The organism is Mesotoga sp. Brook.08.YT.4.2.5.2. (assembly GCF_003351125.1).
Lineage (GTDB): Bacteria > Thermotogota > Thermotogae > Petrotogales > Kosmotogaceae > Mesotoga.
In genome coordinates this window covers 19,809-41,388 of record NZ_JPGZ01000001.1, presented here as the reverse complement: position 1 = coordinate 41,388, position 21,580 = coordinate 19,809, and the positions used below count along the sequence as shown (strand labels likewise).

The 21,580-nt window shown below is 45.4% G+C and carries 23 protein-coding genes, 1 other RNA gene, 2 pseudogenes and 1 riboswitch; of the genes and pseudogenes, 8 read left to right on the top strand and 18 right to left on the bottom strand.

Going from position 1 to position 21,580, the window contains the following annotated elements; translation table 11 throughout:
* Positions 1 to 273: 273 nt before the first annotated feature.
* Entirely contained in the window at positions 274 to 2,091 is a 1,818-nt protein-coding gene (locus Q502_RS00185; RefSeq protein WP_099830248.1) for an Ig-like domain-containing protein, read from the top strand.
* Positions 2,092 to 2,140: 49 nt separating this feature from the next.
* Here the strand turns inward: Q502_RS00185 and Q502_RS00180 are convergent, their stop codons facing one another.
* The 6 genes from Q502_RS00180 to Q502_RS00160 form a co-directional block, all read right to left on the bottom strand.
* A complete protein-coding gene (locus Q502_RS00180) occupies positions 2,141 to 2,854 on the bottom strand; it encodes a hypothetical protein (protein WP_099830247.1) in 714 nt (237 codons plus the stop codon).
* Positions 2,855 to 2,920: 66 nt separating this feature from the next.
* Complete coding sequence (locus Q502_RS14520; protein WP_243392366.1) at positions 2,921 to 3,700, bottom strand: amidohydrolase family protein; 780 nt, start codon at positions 3,698 to 3,700, stop codon at positions 2,921 to 2,923.
* Between the two features lie 45 nt (positions 3,701 to 3,745).
* A complete protein-coding gene (locus tag Q502_RS14515) occupies positions 3,746 to 4,210 on the bottom strand; it encodes a hypothetical protein (RefSeq protein WP_243392365.1) in 465 nt (154 codons plus the stop codon).
* Positions 4,194 to 5,126 (bottom strand): ATP-grasp domain-containing protein, encoded by a 933-nt coding sequence (locus Q502_RS00170; RefSeq protein ID WP_099830246.1) that lies wholly within the window; start codon positions 5,124 to 5,126, stop codon positions 4,194 to 4,196. Before Q502_RS00170 ends, Q502_RS14515 begins: the two co-directional genes overlap by 17 nt.
* Positions 5,127 to 5,280: 154 nt before the next feature.
* Positions 5,281 to 6,180 carry a carbon-nitrogen hydrolase family protein gene (locus Q502_RS00165; RefSeq protein WP_099830245.1) on the bottom strand — a complete coding sequence of 300 codons (900 nt, stop codon included), beginning with the start codon at positions 6,178 to 6,180 and terminating at the stop codon, positions 5,281 to 5,283.
* Entirely contained in the window at positions 6,177 to 6,377 is a 201-nt protein-coding gene (locus tag Q502_RS00160; protein WP_099830244.1) for a hypothetical protein, read from the bottom strand. Before Q502_RS00160 ends, Q502_RS00165 begins: the two co-directional genes overlap by 4 nt.
* Positions 6,378 to 6,427: 50 nt before the next feature.
* Positions 6,428 to 6,505: riboswitch (Fluoride riboswitch) on the top strand.
* Between Q502_RS00160 and Q502_RS14510 the strand changes: the two genes are divergently transcribed.
* The 4 genes from Q502_RS14510 to Q502_RS14495 all read left to right on the top strand — a co-directional run bounded on the left by Q502_RS14510 (position 6,486) and on the right by Q502_RS14495 (position 7,694).
* Positions 6,486 to 6,773 carry a cation:proton antiporter gene (locus Q502_RS14510; protein ID WP_308410404.1) on the top strand — a complete coding sequence of 96 codons (288 nt, stop codon included), beginning with the start codon at positions 6,486 to 6,488 and terminating at the stop codon, positions 6,771 to 6,773. It overlaps the preceding riboswitch by 20 nt.
* 99 nt (positions 6,774 to 6,872) lie before the next feature.
* Complete coding sequence (locus tag Q502_RS14505; protein WP_243392363.1) at positions 6,873 to 7,127, top strand: hypothetical protein; 255 nt, start codon at positions 6,873 to 6,875, stop codon at positions 7,125 to 7,127.
* A complete protein-coding gene (locus Q502_RS14500; protein WP_243392362.1) occupies positions 7,082 to 7,429 on the top strand; it encodes a cation:proton antiporter in 348 nt (115 codons plus the stop codon). The genes Q502_RS14505 and Q502_RS14500 overlap by 46 nt, the downstream gene beginning before the upstream one ends.
* Positions 7,430 to 7,514: 85 nt before the next feature.
* The gene (locus Q502_RS14495) at positions 7,515 to 7,694 is read left to right on the top strand and encodes a hypothetical protein (RefSeq protein ID WP_243392361.1); all 180 of its coding nucleotides are present in this window, start codon (positions 7,515 to 7,517) and stop codon (positions 7,692 to 7,694) included.
* 290 nt (positions 7,695 to 7,984) lie between these two features.
* Here Q502_RS14495 and Q502_RS00150 read toward each other — a convergent pair whose 3' ends face one another.
* From Q502_RS00150 to Q502_RS00130, 4 genes and pseudogenes are all read right to left on the bottom strand, one after another.
* Positions 7,985 to 8,926 carry a DMT family transporter gene (locus Q502_RS00150; protein ID WP_099830243.1) on the bottom strand — a complete coding sequence of 314 codons (942 nt, stop codon included), beginning with the start codon at positions 8,924 to 8,926 and terminating at the stop codon, positions 7,985 to 7,987.
* A gap of 772 nt (positions 8,927 to 9,698) precedes the next feature.
* A pseudogene (locus Q502_RS14980) lies at positions 9,699 to 10,697 on the bottom strand (glycerophosphodiester phosphodiesterase).
* Positions 10,698 to 11,029: 332 nt separating this feature from the next.
* Positions 11,030 to 11,332, bottom strand: a complete 303-nt coding sequence (locus Q502_RS00135; protein ID WP_099830240.1) for a hypothetical protein — start codon at positions 11,330 to 11,332, stop codon at positions 11,030 to 11,032.
* A complete protein-coding gene (locus tag Q502_RS00130; protein WP_099830239.1) occupies positions 11,329 to 11,634 on the bottom strand; it encodes a hypothetical protein in 306 nt (101 codons plus the stop codon). The genes Q502_RS00135 and Q502_RS00130 overlap by 4 nt, the downstream gene beginning before the upstream one ends.
* Positions 11,635 to 11,830: 196 nt before the next feature.
* Here Q502_RS00130 and Q502_RS00125 point away from each other — a divergent pair, with 196 nt between their 5' ends.
* Positions 11,831 to 12,817: a coenzyme F420-0:L-glutamate ligase gene (locus Q502_RS00125; RefSeq protein WP_099830238.1), complete on the top strand. Its 987-nt coding sequence runs from the start codon at positions 11,831 to 11,833 to the stop codon at positions 12,815 to 12,817.
* Positions 12,818 to 13,074: 257 nt separating this feature from the next.
* Positions 13,075 to 13,548 carry a hypothetical protein gene (locus Q502_RS00120; RefSeq protein ID WP_099830237.1) on the top strand — a complete coding sequence of 158 codons (474 nt, stop codon included), beginning with the start codon at positions 13,075 to 13,077 and terminating at the stop codon, positions 13,546 to 13,548.
* On the opposite strand, the gene Q502_RS00115 is transcribed toward Q502_RS00120, so the two are convergent.
* From Q502_RS00115 to Q502_RS00100, 4 genes are all read right to left on the bottom strand, one after another.
* Positions 13,531 to 14,034: a flavin reductase family protein gene (locus Q502_RS00115; RefSeq protein ID WP_099830236.1), complete on the bottom strand. Its 504-nt coding sequence runs from the start codon at positions 14,032 to 14,034 to the stop codon at positions 13,531 to 13,533. The genes Q502_RS00120 and Q502_RS00115 overlap by 18 nt on opposite strands.
* 43 nt (positions 14,035 to 14,077) lie before the next feature.
* Positions 14,078 to 14,545 carry a peroxiredoxin gene (locus Q502_RS00110; RefSeq protein WP_099830235.1) on the bottom strand — a complete coding sequence of 156 codons (468 nt, stop codon included), beginning with the start codon at positions 14,543 to 14,545 and terminating at the stop codon, positions 14,078 to 14,080.
* Positions 14,546 to 14,623: 78 nt separating this feature from the next.
* An RNA gene (gene ffs, locus Q502_RS00105) (signal recognition particle sRNA large type) lies at positions 14,624 to 14,885 on the bottom strand.
* Between the two features lie 45 nt (positions 14,886 to 14,930).
* Positions 14,931 to 16,355, bottom strand: coding sequence for a phosphoribosylaminoimidazolecarboxamide formyltransferase (locus Q502_RS00100; protein ID WP_099830234.1), 1,425 nt, complete (start codon positions 16,353 to 16,355; stop codon positions 14,931 to 14,933).
* A 135-nt stretch (positions 16,356 to 16,490) separates the two neighbouring features.
* On the opposite strand from Q502_RS00100, the pseudogene glnA reads away from it, so the two are divergent.
* A pseudogene (glnA, locus tag Q502_RS00095) lies at positions 16,491 to 17,814 on the top strand (type I glutamate--ammonia ligase).
* 321 nt (positions 17,815 to 18,135) lie between these two features.
* On the opposite strand, the gene Q502_RS14975 reads toward glnA, so the two are convergent.
* The 4 genes from Q502_RS14975 to Q502_RS14485 form a co-directional block, all read right to left on the bottom strand.
* Positions 18,136 to 18,348, bottom strand: a complete 213-nt coding sequence (locus Q502_RS14975; RefSeq protein WP_374704132.1) for an FmdB family zinc ribbon protein — start codon at positions 18,346 to 18,348, stop codon at positions 18,136 to 18,138.
* An 8-nt stretch (positions 18,349 to 18,356) separates the two neighbouring features.
* Positions 18,357 to 19,700, bottom strand: a complete 1,344-nt coding sequence (locus tag Q502_RS00085; protein ID WP_099830232.1) for a TldD/PmbA family protein — start codon at positions 19,698 to 19,700, stop codon at positions 18,357 to 18,359.
* Positions 19,700 to 21,085 (bottom strand): TldD/PmbA family protein, encoded by a 1,386-nt coding sequence (locus Q502_RS00080; protein WP_099830231.1) that lies wholly within the window; start codon positions 21,083 to 21,085, stop codon positions 19,700 to 19,702. The genes Q502_RS00085 and Q502_RS00080 overlap by 1 nt, the downstream gene beginning before the upstream one ends.
* Before the next feature lie 88 nt (positions 21,086 to 21,173).
* On the bottom strand, positions 21,174 to 21,557 hold the full coding sequence (locus Q502_RS14485) for an EamA family transporter (protein WP_243392360.1): 384 nt from the start codon (positions 21,555 to 21,557) through the stop codon (positions 21,174 to 21,176).
* Positions 21,558 to 21,580 lie beyond the last annotated feature (23 nt).

The window sequence follows — 21,580 nt, the reverse complement described above, 5'->3', positions numbered from 1 at the left end:
CGTTAAGCCAGATGAGTCTGTATCTGTCGAATCTTAGTCTCCCTTAGATGATGTCTTTATGATTAGTCTTTAGTTTCGCACTTAGCAAGTTAACCATATTGGCGTAATTAAGGAAACTTACATGCTCTTTTCGAAACAAATCCGATTGGCATTCTTATTATTTGGAATCTTCGTATCGAAAGATAATGTCGAGCAGCCGTGAAATATACTGAAACTACAGGAACAGTTGACTTCAAAAACCGCTGAAATTGTTAAGTATGGGGGGTGTTTAGAATGCTTCTGAAAAAGAACCGTCTTGTCTTGCTACCTGTAGTTTTCCTTATCCTTTTGCTGTCTGCATGTCCATTCAACCCGCCAAACAAGATTCCGGTCTGGTTTCTTCCAATAGGAGATCAGACTGTGGAAGAAACCAAAACCCTAGAAATCCTTCTGAGCGATCACGTCTCAGATGAAGACGGCGATGCCTTGAGCTTCTCGGTAACAGGAAAGGGAAGCGTAGTTAGCGGTCTATATTCCTACACTCCGGGCATCGGTGAATCTGCAATTGAATTCGAGGAAGAAGCGGTATATGCAGTTACGATAACCGCAGACGACGGAAAGGGCGGAACGGCAAGCGAAAGTTTCAACGTCACGGTTATGCCCACGAACAGGCCTCCAGTCTGGATAACGATTCCAAATAAAACTGTTCTGGAGGGTTCCACTCTTACAGTTCTTCTTACAACCTACGCTAGCGACCCGGATGGAGATGCTCTTACATTCGATATTCTTGAAGGTCCCGGTGAGATTGACGGAAACAACTATGAGTACTCTCCCTCCTATGAGGATGCAGCAATTTACTTTGAAGAATCGGCAGTCTACAGTGTTGTTTTGAGAGCTATTGACACAAAAGGGGCCGAGGCGACGACAAGTTTCTCAGTGACCGTTACTAATAAGAACAGAGTTCCCGAATTGTCGATACCTTCCCCGCAATATGTTACAGCCGGAACGACATTAACACTGGACATCGCCACATTCGCGAATGATCCCGATGGGGATTCTCTTACATTCTCAAGAGTAGCCGGGGTTGGAGCAGTCGCAGGTAGCACCTTCACTTATTCTCCGTTATTGAGTGACTCAGGAACAAGAAACGCAACGATCAGAGCAAACGATGGAAATGGAGGCCAAACCGACCAGACATTCGATATAACAATCAATCCAAGTGGAATAAACAACCCACCGAATACCCCTTCGAATCCTACTCCTGTCAGTGGGGCACTTACACAGCCAGCCAATCTTACACTCTCTTGGATCGGGGGAGATCCAGACGGCGATGTAGTTACATATGATGTGTATTTAGGTACCTCTCCAACGGCTCTTGTGTTCAAAACAAACAGGAGTACGACTACTTACCCTACCGGCACTTTGAGTAGTTCGACTAATTACTACTGGCGGATTGTCGCGATAGACAGTAAAGGAGCCACTAAGACCGGCCCCATCTGGAGTTTCCGCACTGCGCCAACAAAAGCCTTTGGAGAGAATTTTGAGACATATTCTACAGGCACCATCACAGGTTCATTCGGGAAGTGGTACTACACTGAGTCTGGCAGTGTGCCTAATCCAGTCATTACAACGATCACCGGTCACGGTAAAGTCATCGCCTTCTACGGTGGAACTGGAGGTTACTCCACGGTCTACACTTCATCGGTGAAACCTATAAAGCTTGGCTATCTAGAGTACGACGTTAGGCTGAGCTCCTCCACAACAAACAAATGGGGCTGGATTGGGCCGAACAACACTAATGCATACACAGGAATAGGATACCTAGGAGGAAGTCAGGCGATAATCTGCTGGACAAATTCCGGTGGTTCCTACCATTCCGAGAAAGTGATGGATATCTCACCTGGAGTCTGGTACAAAGTGAAGGTGATCTTTAATCACACAACGGGAAACGCGGCAGTATACGTAAACGATTTATTCAAGAAGAGTTTTACCTATAGTCCTGTGTCAGCGGGCACAAATGGAGTTAGGATGACTACGAGCAATGGCGTTTTGTCTTACGTCATGTTCGACAACATAAGCTTGTGGGCCACGGATGTCAATTACGTGCCATAAAAAGTGGGGGGGTCAGAGAATCTAGCGTCAAGTTCGTAGATAGACTCCGTCATGTTTGAAGAATTTGCTCTTCTCTCAAAAGAGAGAGATAGTTCTTGAAGAGATCTCTGGAGTCATTTGCAATGCTGAACGGACTTCTGCCCTTCCACAATCTCGTTGCCAGAACGGGGTACCGTTCTGGCAGCTTCTTGAACTTGAAACTCTCTTGAATGCCGTCGAAGTAGTCATAATTCACGTGCGTACAGTTCAGAAGACAGAGAGCGGTTCTCATTTCTAGCAGGGTCTCTATTGAGGCGCAGTAGATGTCCTCGTATCTCTTCCTTGCAATGCAGGAGAAGATTCTCCCGCAAGACTCGAATACGAGCTCCGAAAGATTGTCCTTCAAAGCCCTCCTGAACTTCTCTTCAGGAACACGGCAAGCGAGAGCGTAATACTGCCCCGGCTTCGACGCATCGCCTTCCAGTACGACAAGGTTTTTCACCAATCCAGCGTAAAATGGCCATTCAACTCCCGGTTCCTCGAGTAATCTGCAGAGTCTGTTTTCGGTTATCGAATTTATAGTGACCGGGACTAAGCCATCGAGAAAGGCTTTCTTGGGAACCTCTTCTCTGGTTATCATAAGCATTTCTAGATCGGACCAGTGAGTATCGGTCCCTCTCGATGTAGAACCATACAGGCAGAAGCAAATCAGATTGTCCTTCACCTCTCTCGAAACCTTTCGAGAAATCTCCAGAGCCAAGTTGTACCTCTCCTCATGTGTCAATTGATCTCCACCTTCTCGTTTTCCAAAACCGCCTTTGCTGAGATTGCTTTGCAGATCATAGATTGTTCAGGAGGATTTTTTCGGATTGTTATGGAGAATTCGTTCGGCAATCATCATCGCCTGTAAGAGCTTTACAGTCTTCTCACTAATCTTCTCCTCCAGAACTCTCGCGATATTTTCTCTTGCCATCTTAAGGTGCCCGTAGATCGCTTCGACGATTGCATAGTCCCCGCCAAAGCCGGATATCTTGTTGAACGGCACTGCATCCAGGAATTCGCTCAAGGCGTTCCGCGAAGAAATTGGCGAGATGATGTGAGACCAGCACATGTCGATGAAGACGTTTGGATAGGTCCTGGCAAGGGCCGCAGTCACTCCCCAGTAAGGATATCCAATGTGAAAGAGATCGAATTTCACTCCCGGATACTTGAGAAACAGGTTCTCGAGAAGCTCGGGGTTCAAGTTGCTTAACATTCCACGATTTCCTTCCAGCAAACCGGTGTGAAACTGAACGAAAACTCCACGTTCATTCGCTGCAGACATTATAAGATGCATCACATAATCCTGCACTACTTTGGGTAGAACTAGACTCTTGTCTCCATACACACACTTCTCGGTTCTCTCTTTCAGAGCCTTTTGAAACACGATTGCAGCGTCTTTAAAACTCACTTCTTCAAATCTAATCGGCCTCTGATAAGCAATAACACTCTTCAGACCAATGATGCCATTTGCCAGATTCTCATCCAGCTCCCTTTCGAAAACCTCTAGCCAGTCGCTGAGCGATCTTATTTCTACGGCGTAGGTCTCCTCCAGCCATCCTACTATATCGAATTCAGGTGGCATTGGCATTATGTAGTTTTGTGGCTGCCAGACCCTCCTGAAATGGCTCCTGTCTCATTCGAATCGGCTGGTCCAGGGATCTATTATCGCAAGTTCTATGTTACAGAGATCCTTCAGGATTTCTTTCAAGTGTCCCGGTCTGTTTGCCTCCCTGAACTTCTCTCCGAGCTCCTCTATGGTCGAACCTTTTATTCCGTCGATCCCGTATATCTCTCTAACCGAATCATCGAGAACCCTGCCGTAACCGGTATGTCGGCAAAACTCCCAGTGTGGTTCTATCAGTTCCCAGCGTCCAAGTATATCTCTCTTCTTATCTCTGGCAGTTCCTAGAGTCTCGGCTTTAAGTCCAGTAGAAATCATATCAGAGCTCATAAAGTGAAGAAGGAACTCCTGAAGAACGTCGTCTCTCCCCAGGAGCAAATCTTCAGAGTGGACCAGGTGTTCATGTGTGTCGATCACAGGGATCTGTCTTATGTAATCAAGTATCTCTTCATAGACTTCCTTATTCTCCGATTCCATATCTACTTATTGCTGAAGCGACAATCCTGTTAATGAGATCACCGTAGCTCCACCCTCTCGCCTCGGCCATTTTGACGATATCTGAGTAATCAGGTACGAGAAGAGGAAGGGAATTGACCTCTAGGAAGTAGATCTTTCCTTCGTCGTCAATCTTCAAATCGATACGGCAATAGTCCTTCAAGTCGAGCACCTGGACGACTCTCATCGAAAGCTCGCTTATAGCTGTTTCCTCTCTCTGTGAGATCTTCGCAGGACAAATGTAATTCGTCTCGTCACCGTGGAACTGTTTCACCCTGTAGGAATAGAAAGTTTCAAGGTGATCTGGCAGCGACGAGAAATCTATTTCCATGATCGGGAGTACTTCACTTCCAACAATCCCAACGGTGAACTCCCTTCCTTCAATGAACCTCTCAACCAGAGCGGGCTGTTCAAATCTCTCGTGAATACGTGAAACAGCTTTCTGCATGTCATCAACTCTCTCTACGACCGAGTCCTCCCAGATACCCTTTGCTCCGCCTTCCTTAACGGGTTTGACGATTGCCGGACTGAACGGCAGGTTGTCGGCGGTATCTCCGGGACGTACCGAAAAGAATTCGGGAGTGGATATTCCATAGGCTTTCATGATCAACTTTGTGAGCGCCTTGTTTATACAGAGAGCGTTCGCCGTAGCACCGGAGCCGGTAAAGGGTACTCCCAGAAGATCCAGCACGGCCGGAAGATGGACCTGCCTCTCTGCACTGCCCCTGCCGGTAGTGAGATTGAACACGAGATCAGTGCCTCTAAGTCCGCTAACAGCATCGATCTCGAATGGTCTGGAATCGACTTCAAAACTATTCTCGAGTGAACTAACAACACTCCTGACCATCTCTTCATGATGAAAATCGATTGTCGTGTCGTGAACGACAGTGATTCTCATAACATTCCTCCCTTGGGCATCTTCAAAGTATCACTACAAAGAAATTATACATATTCCTCGTTTTCGATTTTCCGATTTAGTATCAATGAAGGAGAACCCCGGTCTCAAAAGATAGAGTGGACTTCGACTAGTGCTGCTGATGAAGCTCACCGCTTTATGTCGTGACGTTGAGAATCTCTTCCCCATCGAATTTTCTGGCAACGGCAAGCGCTCTTCCTCTGGACCAGATGGAAGATCTTCCCTGCGCTTTGTCTCTGCCAACAATCCCAGTCGCCATCGGATTTACGAGATAGCGAATCTTCTCTCTACACGATGATGCCCTGATCGGTCCATCGCGAAACCAGACCCTCTCCTGCGTCGAACCGCGCATCGATCCTTTCCACTCAGCAAAATTGCAGGAGGGAACCAGTATCAATTCGCAACCGGCTGCATCCAGTCTCTCGATTTCGCTTTGAAAGAACATATCGTAACAAATCGCTATACCTATTATGCCAATCTTCGTATGAACCACATTATCGACCGGCTCTCCTCTGGAAAACAACACGGAGCTCTCGGCTTTGGTAAGATTGTGCTTCAAGGCTCTTGTCAACAACTTTCCCTCAGGATTGAATAAGTAGGCCATGTTATAGAGCCTTCCATCCCTAATGAATCTCCCTCTCTCAGATTCTTCATCGATTATGGGAAGCAATATCGACGGGGCAAGAAGATAAGTTTCGAACTCCCTGGCAATGGTACTGAAAACTCCGTGATAGTAGGCTTCTATCCCAAGGGCATCTCTTAGAAAAGCCTTCTTCAAAGGATTAAGAGAGAACCCCATATTCTTAATTGCATACTTTGCAAGAGTCTTTGTTGTCGTCTCCTCGAAGCTGAGTTTCCTGAAGGAAGGGTATAGAAATGTTGCAAAAAACTCCGGGAAGGCAATGATATGGTTACTCCCCTTCCACAGAAGTGAAGTCTCACTCGCATAGTCTCTCATCTTTCTGCGAAATGTCTCTTCGCCATAAGACTCCTGATCGAACCAGACCTGTATTGCAGTAAGATCGGTGTCTTTCATGACGCAAGCTTAACAATAATCAATATTAGACCGACAACCAATAAGATCGGCAGGAAGACAACAAAAAGACCTGCTATGGCAAATATCACTATCATTATCACTCCTACGCCGGCTACTACAATAATCAACGCAGGGAAGAACCTAATTGCAAGATATAGCAGGAACAATGCACCGACAATGGCTAGAAAAGTGCTCAATAGATCACCTCCGTTCACTGGTCATTGACAGTATAACGCATGGACTATATAATTCTCTAGGCAATGAAGCTTGCCTTGGAGAACAGTCTTCCAGAACCGCTTTTTTGGCTGATAGTTTCTGCGATTATCATCCTCTCTATCGTTATCCTGTCACTATTCGACAGAATCAATCTACCCGGTTTGATCGGCCTTGTTATGCTTGGAGTGATTCTTGGTCTTAGCCTTCTCAATACTATCGATTCGACTCTTCTGTCTATCTCGGCAGAGGTCAGACTTCTGGCACTGATAGTTATTCTCATGCGAGCCGGACTTGGATTGAATCGAAGAGTCATTAAGAAGACCTGCCCTGTGTTCTTCGTCTTGATCCTTTCAGTCTGTCTCTCTTATATCTGTTGACATAGTAGAAGCCTGAGTTTCATTCCGGGTCTTTTTGAGAGCTTTTCAATAATGATCTTGTCTCACTTTCTGCTGAATTTGAGTCTACTTCAGGGCGGGATGCTTAGATTCATAATAGCAGCGGTTTCACCTGCGGTAGTTGTTCCTGAGATGTTCAAACTTAAGGAGAAGAACTTCGGAAAGAGAAACGAGATACCTTCGACAATTCTTGCCGCCGCTTCTATAGACGATGTTGTGGCCATCACTCTCTTTAAGTCTTTCTGGGGGTCGAGAGCGGTCAGGACATCAGTACAGGATGGTCCCTGCTTATGGTACCGGTGGAGATCATTCTCGGTATCTTTCTGGGAGCGTTAATCGGGTTTCTTTTCAGCCTCCTTTTCAGGAAGTTCCACACTAGAGATACAATGAAGGTTCTTCTGATGCTTTCGGTTGCATTCATTTTCCACAAAGTGGAAAACTTCTTGCCGGTGGCGACTTTGCTGGAAGTGATGGCAATCGGCTTTATCCTCCGAGAGAAGCTCCCAGACGCCGCCGATCGAATATCTGGAAAGATGGAGAGAATATGGGTGGTCGCCGAGCTCTTCCTCTTCGTGCTTGTGGGTGCCAGTGTGAACATAAACGCGGTAAGGGACTCGTGGTTAATGAACTTGCTATAATAGTCTTGGAGCACACATTTAGAAGAGCAGGTGTCTTGGCGGCAACCATCGGTCAAGACTAGATCTACGTGAAAGACTATTCTGTATGATTTCATATTTACCCAAAACAACTGTTCAGGCAGCAGTAGGGGCAATATCCCTGGCAATGGGGGTTGCTTACGGAGATGTGATACTCTCGGTTTCGTTTCTATCAATCCTTACAACGGCCCCTCTTGGCGCCATTGGCATAAGACTCGCTGCAAGAAGATTCTCGAAGAACACCTGAGAGAGTCGACTACGTCTTTCTTCGAGTCTCTTCATCAAGTTATGAAAATGTGAAGTCTGTTTTCGATCCGGAGAAATCGTCGATTACTTTTAACCCCGTTTCATTTCAAACCAAAAAGCAAATTGAAGCGGGGTACTCCAGTTTTCTTTTTTTGTGCCGCGTCTTTCTGCCGGAGTGATTCTTGATTGAAGAAAAGATTTACCCGCAATTCTTTTCGGTAATAGGGAGTGCTCAAAGCTCACAGTGGGCCTTAAGTTTCCCTATGTGAATTTCCAAAGGTATATTCAGATTTACCGAGCGGAACTATCTTCTGAAACTACCCTGTTCTTCCAGTTGACAACAACAATACCGGCCGAAACCAATATGAGGGCAAACGCCATGTACGAATTGAGGGCCTCTCCCGGAATGAAGGCTGCGGATAAAAATACTCCGGCAACCGGAATCACAAATCGGAACATAGTTATCTCGCCGGCTTTATGGAGGCTGAGAACCGCGTACCACAAGGAAAAAGCCACTGCTGAAAGAAGCATCGAGTAAAGGAGCAGAAGATTTCCTTTGAAAGTAAAACGGAGTGAATCCCCTCTTAACCCAGGAAGGCCAGCGACCAGAAGAAGAAAGCCGCCTATCGAAAGCTGCCATCCAGATACCAGAAAGGGAGAGCGATTCGCCGACATCCATTTGGCGTACATAGTGCCAAGAGCGCCGATGGTTGCGGCAATCAACATAAATCCATCGCCTTTGAAAACGAAGCTCAGAGTGAATCCCGCCTCGAAATTCGCGAGAAAGACCCCGGCAAAACCCAAAAACATGCCCAGTGTCTTTCTCCAGCTAAGGCGGTCATTCTTGTATATGTAGTGAGCAAGAAGGATCACGAGGAAGTTCTCCCCCGCCATTATTATCGAAGACTTCATTCCCGTTGTATGACTGAGCCCATTATAGAAGAAGAAGTACAGAAGAAAAGTCTGCAATACTCCAAGTGCAAACAAATGCATGTAGTCCTTCTTAACGAACTTCACTCTTCCCTTTCTACCCAAAGGTATCGAAAGTAGAAGCACCATAATACCGGCTCCCAAAAACCTGATTCCGGCAAAGACAAGCTTAGCTGAAACATCATCCGGGGAAATTGCCATCTCCTCGTAACCGAGTTTAAGAACGGGAAAAGCGCTTCCCCAGAGAACCGAACAAAATACCGCGACCAAAGCCGCGATCCATTTCTTCTTCAAAATATCCATGAAATAAGTCTACACTAAAACCGGCAGACAAGTAGTTCTTTCCATTTGACGGCATTTTACTTTTACCGGAGCGCATAGACAAGCAAACTTGTTCTTTTTTTGTGGTCGAAGGGGGCCCCACCTACTTGTAAGCTTGATAATGGGGGATATTCTGTGCGGCTTCACGCTTAAGAACGAAGGCCCGTTTCCCGAGAAGATGAATCGAGAAAGGGCATTGTTGAGATGCTCGCTTCGCTCACGAGAAGACTCCAATTGACACGTCAACCGTTGAATGTACGCCGTTCTCCGACCGGAAAAAGGCCGAGACAGATTGATGAATTATTTGTTGAAAGAACATGCTGCCGCACAACCATCTAGATTGGTCGATATCTTCACCGAATACCTTAATGAATTTGAAAAGCTTTTTACCTAAAATATCAGTTCATTAGGAGGGCGAACAGCCGTTTGCCCCTACAAAAGAATTGTCTAATCGTTTGACATTGCCATCTCGTAGAGCCTGCCCATAAATCCTCTCACTTTGTTATCCCATGATGTGCCTGCACGAGATCTGGTTTTTTACCCTCCTGCCGAAGGCAGCAATGCGTCCGCCGATGTTCTTTCGGCGCCTTGCGTCTTATTTCAACAGGGACCGGCTCTTCTCACGTCCTCTCGTGAGCGCAACGAACTCTCGAAAATGCTCTTTCTCGTCAGATAAAATAAACAAAAGATACCCTGGAGAAGCATTTCATTTTCTTTGAGCTCTGTAACCTATGGTATTGTCAGGAGTTTCCTGTTAAGTCATCAAAATACTGAGAACTCTAAGCTGGAAGATAGACATCTCGGCCTTCCTGAGAAGAAGTTGAGATAGGGCATCCGGTCTGTCGGTTATTATCGAAGCAACTCCCATTGATGAGTATCGACTCATTGCATCCGTGTTGTTCACTGTCCAAACATGGACATCTCTCCCCATTGATCTTGCTCTCTGTATGAATCTATCATTCAAGATTGTAGTGGACACACTGTAGAAGTCCACATCTACCGACCAAACGAGGCTGGTCAGATACCCTACAACAAGTCCAATAGGTATCTCTGGAGCAAGCTCTCTGACAGCGGTCAATCTTTCATTACTTGTTTACGTGATCACCACCCTGCTCTCAAAGCCCATCTCCTTGACTAACTCTATCGCTGCTCTGGAGATCTCTGGAGAGTAACCATAATCCATAAGTTCAATGTTCAATTTCACACTTGGAGGAATCCCGGTCATGCATTGAATAACTTCTGCCAGTGTTGGAATTCTCTCTCCGGCAAACTCGATTGAAAAGCGACTGCCTATGTCAAATTCGGCTATCTCAGCGTAGGTAAGGTTATGGAATCGTTCTCCGACACTTGCCACCTTTGATAGCGACCTATCATGATTTAGAACAAGCACTCCGTCACGTGTCATCTGTACATCGATTTCGATTGTGTCTGCACCATCCTCAATTGCGATTCTAACCGCGCTAAGCGAATTCTCAGGCGCTTTGAATGAACTTCCTCTGTGAGCGGTGACCAAAGGCAGTTCAATCTCGGAAACAACTAGAAAACGACCCAAGTATCCGAAGAAGACTCCCTGAATGACTAGAATGATTAGTAGAGGGAGTAGCCAGGGCCTTCGAGTCACAACAGGTCTATCAGTAACAGCATCCTTTCCTAGCAATGTTTGAGAATCAAGGGCTTCTCCTTCTTTTATCGCATAGAAGAGCCTGGTTGTCAAAATAGAATAAAAGATAGATATCCCTATAGAGACAGCCATAGTAGTCATTGTCTCAGCTGAAGCGAAAATGGAAAGCTTCAGGATATTCATCGATGTGGGATCATAGCTCGATCGGATAACGAAATCTCTCGTGATCCTAAAGACGAAGGAATTACCGATTATCAGCAGCAGAGAGGGAGTCCAGAATGCCAACGTGCTTAGCAACACCTTCTTTCTGTTGCCGTTTACCAGACTTGTGCTTGCCCTGAGAGCACCGGCAAATGTCTTTCGATCCAGAGCGGCGTAGTGAATCGCGAAAATCCAGGAGACAAAAAGTCTGATCATTATCATCAGTGATATTATCGCTGCAATCCAACCAAACGGTCTAGTAACTACAGATGGGTACATTCGACAGGGAGCTCTCTCGAAAACGCTCTCTGCAATACGGGAAGAATCCTCAATGCAGGCAAAATGCACAACAGGAAGATCCCCGCTTTAAATGAAGCTAATCCAAGAAGTCTGGGAAGAATCCTTAGAATCCTCGCAAGCACAGATCTTACTCTATCCTCTCGTTCTTTGAGTGTGGCAGCCGAAAACTTCACTAATCCGCTCTGTTCAAATGAAAAACCAAGCAGCCAGAAGAAAGCCACCGTTAAGACGATGACTATTCCAGGAAAACTCTCTGCAAGACTCAAAAAACTCCAGTCAAAAACCATTTTCCGCCGGTGAAAGAGAACAGAGAGCCAAGCAAAAGGGCAATTAGAGGTACTGTCAATGAAGAGAAGGCAACCTTCATAAGAACCATGAAAGTCACAGACTTCGAAGGCATTTTCAGAAAAACATGATACATCATCTTTGCCCCTATCTTCGCAATGAGAACAACCTCCCACAAACGCATCTCTCTTATAATATCAAAATCACCAAACGTCAGGACTGTCAGGACCGACCAATTTGCCAAACGTTGTATTTTGATATGCGTAACTATGAAGAAGTTCAATGTATAATCCTTCAAATGTTTGCTTTGGATGACAGCTAAAATAAGAGTACAATGTCATTGATGTCGATTACGATAATTTCAAGTCAGTTTGGCTATTGATTCGAATAGGGGTTTTTCAGTACGATAGATTGAATAACTGTTCTTAATTGATTCTTGATGGGGAAGTCATGCCTTATTAAAGAGTGGTGATGCTGAAGTGGATAGCACTGTTCTCAAAACCGTTGTAACAAAAGTGAAAGACGGCATGTCAGCAATAACCGTTACTCCAGTGAGACTTATTTCAAGACTCGAGCCCGGTAAGGAGTATCCTTCACCTGGATCTTTTATTCTTCGATCAGTAGAGAGTGCCGGGGAGGTAATTGAAAGTGGGGATGTAATAGTCATCACTTCAAAGATCGTTTCAATTCTGGAAGGAAGATGTTATGAGCTAAGTCAAATAAGGCCCTCGCTACGTGCGAGACTGCTTGGGAAGCTCTTTGGAAAGCAATCCTCGAAAGTAGAATTGATTCTCAGAGAAGGGAGAATATCAGCTGTGTTCCCTTACAAGTCTGTGTTAAAGAACAAGGTAATCAGAAAGAGAATGCAGGAGGTATCAGTTGATCAAAGCAAGAGTGAGAAGGTTATTGACAGCTTTAGAAACGTGTTCATGATAAGGAAATATGGTGTCTATCTTGATGAAGCCGGAATAGATGCGTCCAATCTTCCGAAAGGATGGGTATCTCTCCTCCCAAAAGATCCGTGTGAGAGTGCAGAGAAGATCCGTCAAGAAATCGAACTGCTTACAGGTAAGAAAGCAGCAGTAATCATTACGGACACCATAGCATCGGTTGGGAAGACCGGTTCACTTGATGTCTCTATTGGTTTCTCTGGAATTGATCCTTTATCTAGAGAACATGCAAGAACTGATCTGTTCGGGAAGCCAAAGTCCGGTGGTATGGACATTGTTGTCGACTCCATTGCTGCTTTTGCAGGTACAGCTATGGGTGGCTTTGATGAGTGTTCGCCCATATGCATTGTTCGAGGTCTTAATTATAGATACACTGAAATCAAGTATGACTTTGATTCAATCACATATCCTGCAAGTGTCACAATCAAGTCCTTTATCAAAATGATCATTCCGAACTTGATACTATTGTTAGCGCTGCTAATATCTGTCCCGTTTGCAAGAAACAATCAAACCTAGTCATATGTAGAATGACAGACTTTTCGAGAGAGCGGTCCGGCAGACAAAATGTTATTTGTCGCTTATTCATCGATTTGCTCCATTCAAATGACCTAAGATAGACGGCTCCAGTGAAAGATCTAGTTAGCTTTCGATAATTAGTATTACTTGCAGTATAATAATAATAATGCGCACGCAAATGATTCAATATACGTACTACTTTGGAAGCTTTGCCAACTTATTGTAAGAGACCGTAAGTTTGGAATATTGTTGTCTGGGTGAATGATTTGAAGAAGAGAGAACATGGAGCGATAAGCGTTGTGCAGGCCAGAAGAAGAGAAAAGGCCTACATGCATTTGACTTCAATAGCTACGGTAGTCGGTTTGCTTTCGGTCAGTCTTATTATTATAGCAAATCAAATGTCGGATAATGTTCTTCAGAACCCTGAGTCCGTAAGACTAGTCTTCGTCATGGGAGTTGCATTGGCTCCAGTTTCATTCGTAATTTACATCTTTGCTCATATCGCTGCAATAGTTGCCCAAAGAAGGGGATGGAATTTCGTCGTTGGGTTTCTTTCTTCACTCCAAACCATTATCTCTCTTATCTTTGCCAGAGACATTCTTCTCATTGACTCTTCCTCAAGACTAAGCCATCAGACGCCTAATTGGTCGTCGTATGTACTGTGGTCTATTCTTATAGCGTCTCTTCTGCTAACTTTGACTCTCGGCATTTACTCAAGGAAGAGTGTATGAGTCGGTAATCTCTCCAAATATGAGTGAATGGTATGAGTTATCACCATAGAAAGTACTGGCAATACTTCCATTAAGGGCTAGCGGTGTTAGTGCTTCTTTCGATATGACACGACATTCCAGCACCTTGTCTGCCTCACCTACCACTACAATCGATGGTGAAATTCCCTCTTGAGGGGTTAAGCCTGTCTCTTTGAATTTGTCGAAGTATTTTCCACTTCTTGTTCCGCAGAAATTAAGTGCCTCTTGCCACTTCGCCGACATGAAGTTAACCGAAAAGCCGTCACTGCTCCTGAAGAAATTATGAGTGAATCTGCTTGGCCTGATCATGGTAATAAATACAGGACGATTCCACGTGTATCCCAAGAAGCCCCAGGCAACTGTCATCAAGTTAGTTTCTACTCCGTCTGTCACACCTATTAGCACCCTTCCTGATTTAAGATACTCCAGTAGCTCGGTCGAGTATTCCGGAAAACTGAATTCAGTCATGCTGACCTCCTATTACAAAAACGACGTGGGGATCCCCCTGTCGTTAAATCCTCTTCAGTTGATTCGCGATCTCTGTGTAGTCAGGCTCAACTCTAGGATCATCTGAGACCCACGTGTAAGCGATCTTGCCATCTCTGTTCACAATGAATACAGCTCTCTTAGAGACAACTAGTCCCTTCACGCCCGAAAAGTCCTGGTGTACTCCTCCGTATTTCCTAGATACCTCCCCTGCGACGTCAGACAGAAGTTGGAAGGAAAGGGAATTCTGCTCCTTAAAGGCTTTGTTGGCAAAGGGACTATCCATACTTATTCCAAGAATCACAGCATTCATACTCTCGAAGTTGGCCAGCGAGTCTCTGAATGTGCAAAGCTCTTTCTGACATACACTTGTAAATGCTCCCGGATAGAAAACAAGAACTACTTTCTTGCCTAGATATTCATTGAGTTTATACTCCTTAAGATCCGAACCGAAAAGCGAGAAGTCTTCTGCCTTTTCTCCCTTAAGCAACATTCTATATACCTCCTAATAACCGTCTATAATTGTCATATTAATTCTAGCAGATGATAAGCATGATACATAGAAGAAACACCATGCATCCTCCGTCGACATTGACAACCTGGCCGTATTTGCCATCCGGCTCAGACTGAGCGGCCCCGCGGCACACGGGAGTGCTTGCTTATGGCTGCTTCCTCCCGGACCTGACCAGGTTCGCAAGTTCCCATTGCGCAGGACTCAATCCTCAACACCTTCAAACAAACCGACACCAAACCGGCAAAGCCTCGGAAGGCATTCGGCCCCGCGTATGGCGGATTTCGGGTACAGGGAACCGCCAGCTCCCCGCCTAGCATGGTGTAACTACATTATATATTCTGACTCTACAGCTTTCAAGTGCTCCTTAGTTGTTTAGTCTAGTAAAGTCGATTCCCAGAACGAGTACACTCTTATGAGAATAGGTTCTTCTTGTGCCTGGCAAAATCATTCTTCTAACTCCGGCGGCCTTGAGTCTTGCGAGCACTTCATCGGTAAGATCATTATCTGATGCCATCACCGAATCCTGAAGGTCGTGATCCTCAAAGTCATAATTCATGAGCTCTGTGTAGCTCAATCCACTCTTCAGAAGGGCGCTCTCACCCTCTCTGAAGATGGATAAGTTGTTCGCTCTATTCACTCTAGAACAGAAAAGAGCAAGCTTATCGTCATTCTCAAGATCGTAGTCCTTCATTTTATATGATAGTTCTCTCACGAAGTAATTTCCGAAGCCTGAGTAAGTCTCTTCTGAGAGAGACACCGCTTCGTGCGCAGGAGCAGTGAGTATCATAATATCTCTTTCGCGTGCAGCAAGAATTGCATCACGGTCGAAAACTCCGCCAAAAGCTTCAACCCCGCCCTCGTGAAGCTTCTTGATGGTATCTCCATCAATAGCAAAAGTAGATGCAAACATCGTGTCTGGGCCACCTTCCGAATAACCGTCACGTAGCTTGCCGGCAAAGACCTTCGTTATCTTTCCCTTGTCTAGAAAGACAGAGATATTATCACTGTAGTAATAGAGCTCCATGAATACATTCATGTTCCTCAACTGAGACTTCTTCAGCCCCACAGCAGGATTACCGATCTGAACCTCGTCCAACAGGCCGGGTTCTTTTGAGAGCTTCAGGAGGTATGCCTTCTGAGAGGGATTGTCCCCGTAGAGAAGCTGCATAACGTGCTCCATGACTGTGTAATCATATTTTTCAGAAGCGAAAATCTGAGAGAGCGCCTTATGAATAGACGAATTATAAAGCATCGCCGCATAGATCGCTTTCAGAGCATACCTTCTCCTCTTCAGAAGAAGAACATCGCCACATTCTTCCAGACTCTCTATCACTTCATCATAGTCTGTCGGATCGGAAATGACGACTATATCCCTGTGATTCTTGGCACCTGCCATAAGAAGTGCAGGTCCACTCACATCGATCTCCTTAGAAAGGTTCAACTCATCGGGTGATTTCTTCACTGCAGACTCAAAGGGCTTGAGGTTCAGGATTATTATGTCAAAGGGAAGAATCGAATGTTCCTTCATCTCCGTCATGTGTGAGGGAAGATCCTGGATCGCAAGTATTCCTCCGATTATCCTCGGATGAATCGCCTTAAGCCTTCCGTCAAGTATTGATGGAAACCCTGTGTAGTCTGCAACCTTTATTGCATTGATTCCATGATCTATAAGATATTCCGCGGTGTGATCTGTAGCAACTATCTCCACCCCATTAGAGGCAAGATAGCCCGCGATCTTCTCCACTCCCGACTTGTTGTGAACACTTATAAAGGCACGCTTAATATTCATCAGGCACCTCCCTATGATTAGTTTATCATCAATTTGTACTCCAAAACTTTTCGATTGGTTCGAAGAATCTTATTGAACAAGGCATATACTTTAGTATCACATGCCCTTGGGTCGTGCAAGGATCGCGGGGGTAACGTGACCGAAAAAGAGCAGGTTCAGAAGAGTGGATCTGGGGAAATTGGTTTCGCAAGGCTTCAGATAACAAACAATACGGGATGCTGAAGAATGTAGAAGTGCCCGCAAGGATGCTGCCAACTATTCTTGAGAAAGGCGCTATGTTTGATGGTTCTTCAATTGACGGGTTCGTGAGAATCGAAGAGTCCGACATGTATCTAAGGCCTGATCTATCGACTTTCGCTTTACTTCCATGGGACAACGGCAACTCTAATACGATAAGGCTGATCTGCGACGTGTACAAACCAGATGAAGTTCCATTTGATGGAGATCCAAGGTATATACTGAAAAGGTCATCGAAAGAGCGAGAAAGATGGGATTCGAAGCTTTCGCAGGGCCAGAACCGGAGTTTTTCATTGTTAGAAGGGATAGTTTTTGTGGAAAACCCGTTGGCAAAATGCTTGATATAGGGAGTTATTTCGACTTACTTCCCGTCGATGGAGGCGAAGAAGTTCGAAAACAGATTGTAATGTCGCTACAAGAAATGGAGTTTGAAGTTGAGGCTGCACATCATGAGGTTGCTCCTTCACAACACGAGATTGACTTCAGATACACGGACGTATTGAAGACCGCAGATAATATCCAGACTTTCAAATGGGTGCTAAAGACAATAGCAATAGCCGACGGATTTCATGACACATTAATGCCCAAACCCTTTTCAGGAGTGAACGAATCTGGAATGCACATTCATATGAGACTCCTTTCTGAAGGCAAGAATGCCTTCTTCAGTCCAAGCAGTCCACACGGTCTGAGTACCTTTGCACTGAACTTTGTTGGAGGTCTTATCTTTCATGCAAGAGAAATCACCTCAATAACGAACCCCACAATTAACAGTTATAAGAGGTTGGTGCCTAGTTACGAAGCTCCTGTAAACATTTCCTGGGCTCTGTGCAACAGAAGTGCGATGATCAGAATTCCCAAGACTAGAAAAGAAGGTACCAGGCTGGAATTCAGGAGCCTTGATCCCACATGTAATCACTATCTTGCACTTGCTCTTACACTCGCAGCCGGGCTGGACGGGATTGAAAAAGGTATTGAACCACCAGTCCCAATAGATGAAAACATCTTCAACATGAAGGGATCAAGAAGGAAGGAGCTTATGATAGAAAGCCTTCCGGGCACTCTCTGGCAATTTCTTGAGTTCACAAAAAACAGCGAATTTGTTAGAGACACTCTAGGCAAGCATGTCTTTCATACTTTCATGAGATCTAAAGAAAGCGAATGGAGCGAGTTTTGTGCTTCGGTAACAGACTGGGAAACTAGCAAGTATCTTGAGCTCTACTAGGTGAAGTCTAGCCTCGAACATTGTCGATATCTAAGAAGGAACTCGACAGCTGAATCGGTGAGAAGATGCCTAGAATGCCTGGGTGTCTCGTAAACGCTTGGTCACACTGCTTGCAGGCCAAAGGCTAGACAATTTCTTCGGTTGTCTTTCCGGGTCAGAATGAACCGAAATATATATGAATCAAAGCGATCGGCCAGAGATTTTGAATGCAGAACGGAAGCTACAAAAACGAATAACTGAAAAGAGCTTTAAAGGTAAACAAAACTGGAAACCGGATAACAAAAAAGCCCGGGGATCCCCGGGCTTGTGTTCATAAAGAGTTCAATTGCCACAAGTAGAGCAGCTTCCACCAGAGCAGGATCCGCAGCTTTCGGAACCTGAAGAACAGCCAAAGCTTGAGATGTTGGTTATCTGCTTGGAGAGGCTGCCACCACATTTCTCGCAAGGGGGCACCTGAGAGTCAATCTTCAGAAGAAGGCTCTCTTCATTACCGCAATCTTCACAGACAAACCTGTATAATGGCAAATAACGCACCTCCCTTATCACTCAGATGCAACATCGATTTCGTCCACCAGCACTGAAGGAGAAGTAACACGATAAATTGAGGAGATTGGATCGCACCCAACTTCAGCAATTCCATTATAGACCTTCAATATGTTTGAGGATATTGTGAACTGCTCAATTGGATTACTGATCTTACCGTTTCTGACATAGAACCCGCTGGCGCCAAGAGAAAACTCCCCTGAGACCTGATTTGTTCCTGAATGCAGACCCGTTAAGTCGGTCACAAATATCCCTTCTCCCATAGTCTCGAGAAGTTCGTCAAAACTCTTCTCTCCTCTCTCAATGACAGTATTGACGGGAGCAATGGAAGGCTTTGCTCTGTGAGTTCCTCTCACTGAATTGCCTGTTGACTTCTTCCCATCCTTTTTCGCAGTTCTCAGATCATATAAGAAGGTCATAAGTTTTCCATTCTCCACGATCGCTTTCTTGGAAGTCGGAAAGCCTTCGTCATCAAAAGGCTTGCTATAGGGACTTTCGGGCAGTAAAGGATCGTCATAGACAGTCAGCCTGCTTGATCCAATTGCTGTTCCCTCTTTTCCCTTCAAAATCGAAAGTCCTCTCTGAACATTATCTGCTGAATACATTGACATGAAGGTCCCAAATAACTGTCCAAATACGTCGTTCCTGAAGATTACTCTGTACCTTCCGCTCTTGACTTTTCCAGCACCCAGCTGTTCCACCGCTCTCCTGGAGGCCTCATGACCGATTCTCTCGACATCAAGCTCCTCAGGTCTTCTAACAAGTGAAAAGGAAAAGCCCGTCTTCTTCGATTTCTCATCTCCCGCAAGGCTCACAACGACAGCAAATCCGTAATCGCTCTTATACGTTTTGTTAAGACCTAGGGTGTTTACGATAACAAGTTCCGACCAGCTGTCTGCATTTATGCAAGTCGGAATCATAACGATTCTCTTGTCGTAGTCCAGCGCCGATTTCTCCAACGCGATCACCGTATCGATCTTTTCCTTGACTGATTTCTTCTGAAAGTCTCCTGAATAACCATCGAACTGCGCATAATCGCCTGATCCATCGTGAAACACATATACATCTTCTCCACTTGCTACAGAATAGTTCTGAAAAGCCTCATCGACCAGCAGTTCTGCAGCTTCTTCGCTAAGAACCTCGGAAAAAGCAGCTCCGATCTTTCCGCTCTTAAGTCCTCTGAAGTACACTTCTGTCGAACTGGCATCCTTATACGAATCTATTTCGCCGTTCAGAGAGCTCAGCTGGAATTCTCCACCGCTTGAGTAATATATTTCGGATTCCTCGAACCCTATCTTTCTGGAGATTTCGAAGGCTTTGTCAGCGAAAGTCTTGATATCCATCAGTTTCGCCCCCCAACTATCAGTTCAGACACTTTCACAGTGGGCTGACCTACATCGGCGGGAATCGAGCCAGAGATAGATCCGCACATTCCCTGACCTCTCGCCAGATCATTACCGACCATGTCTATCTTCGTGAGAACCTCATCGCCCTTCCCAATTAGAGTCGCACCGCGTACCGGCCTGGTTATCCTGCCGTTCTCTATCATGTAACCTTCCATTACTGCAAAGTTGAATTCACCCGTGGATGGCATCACGGAACCGCCTCCAAGGGATTTTGCGTACAAACCGTAGTCTGTTGCTGCGATTATTTCCTCCGGATAGTACTCTCCCGGAAGGAGGAAGGTGTTGCTCATTCGAGATGTCGGAGCGTATGTGTAATCCTGCCTCCTGGCGCTTCCAGTGACCTCCATTCTCATCTTTATCGCTCCGAGGCGGTCAATCATGTAGTTTTTGAGGATTCCCTTGTCTATTAGAAGATTTCTTCTTGTCGGAGTCCCTTCGTCATCTACATTTGCCGATCCCCAAGCATTAGGTATCGTCGGGTCGTCTACGGCAGAGACACATTCATTTGCTATCTTCTGTCCCAGTTTCCCTGCAAAGACCGACGCCCCTTTTGCTACTCCGGTTGCTTCCAGGGCATGACCACATGCCTCATGGAAGATAACCCCGCCAAATTCATTGGAGATTATGACAGGCATCTTTCCCGCAGGCGCATACTCAGCCTTAACCATCCTGTCGGCGATTCGAGCAGCTCTTTCACCAGCGGCCCTTGGGTCCTTGATATTGAAGAACTCAAACCCCATTGCACCTCCCGGACCATAGAAACCCGTCTCCATATTGCCGTTTTTGGTAGCAACAGCGGATATCGTCAATCTTGTCCTTGAACGATGATCCTGCGCTTTAACTCCTTCGGAGTTATAGATCCAGACATTTTGATCATACTCGATGTAATTCACGACAACTTGAGATATTGTGCTTGAGAAAGTCGAAGCTCCTTCATGAGCAAGCTTCATAACACCGACTTTTTCCTTTTTCGGAATGCTTTCGGGTGCATGAAGAACCGGACAAAGATCAACGTACTCTCTCTCTCTGAAATCAATTACGGTATCCACATCTCTTTCTTGATCAATGACCGCCTTAAGCCTATCCGCAACTTTCATAAGACCATCAAGTGAAAGGTCGTTTGTGTAAGCATAGATACTTCTTGTCCCCTTAAAGGCTCTCAATCCTGCTCCAAACAATTTCCCCGAAACGCTTCCTTCCACCTCACCTTGAACCATGCTTATACTTCCAGTGTATCTATCTTCCAGGAAGATTTCTGCAAAATCCGCTCCGCCAGACAATATCTTAGTGATAACCGCGGAGTATGCTTCATCTGAATACATGATGCACCTCCATTCTTGTTAGGTATTCTTACTATTTTACAACATTATGAGTTGTGAGGTACGTGTAATTAGAAACTCGATTAAGAATCTATAGTCTATTACGCTTGAAAAGGCTTCTGGCGGCAGCATATTTCAGCGCTATCGGCTTTCCGGAAAGCCCCCTCGCAATGAATCTGATAGTTATCGCTCCAATTACTATGGCTCCTCCGATCATTGGCAGTTTTCCCGGGACCTCTCCAATGAAGAGAAAGACCCATACTGGGCTGAGAATCGGTTCTATCATGAGTATCAGGACTGCTTCCAGTGCAGTAGAATGCTTAATCGCTTCTGAATAGAAAACATATGACAAACCAAGCTGTGCAACACCCAGTATAATAAGGTTTACCCAGCCGGAAAGACTCGGAAGAGAACCGATAAGAAAGGGAATTCCAACAACGGCAGTAAGAATATTTCCTAGCAGCACAGACTCCATCGGAGACCCATCCTTTTGGAGTC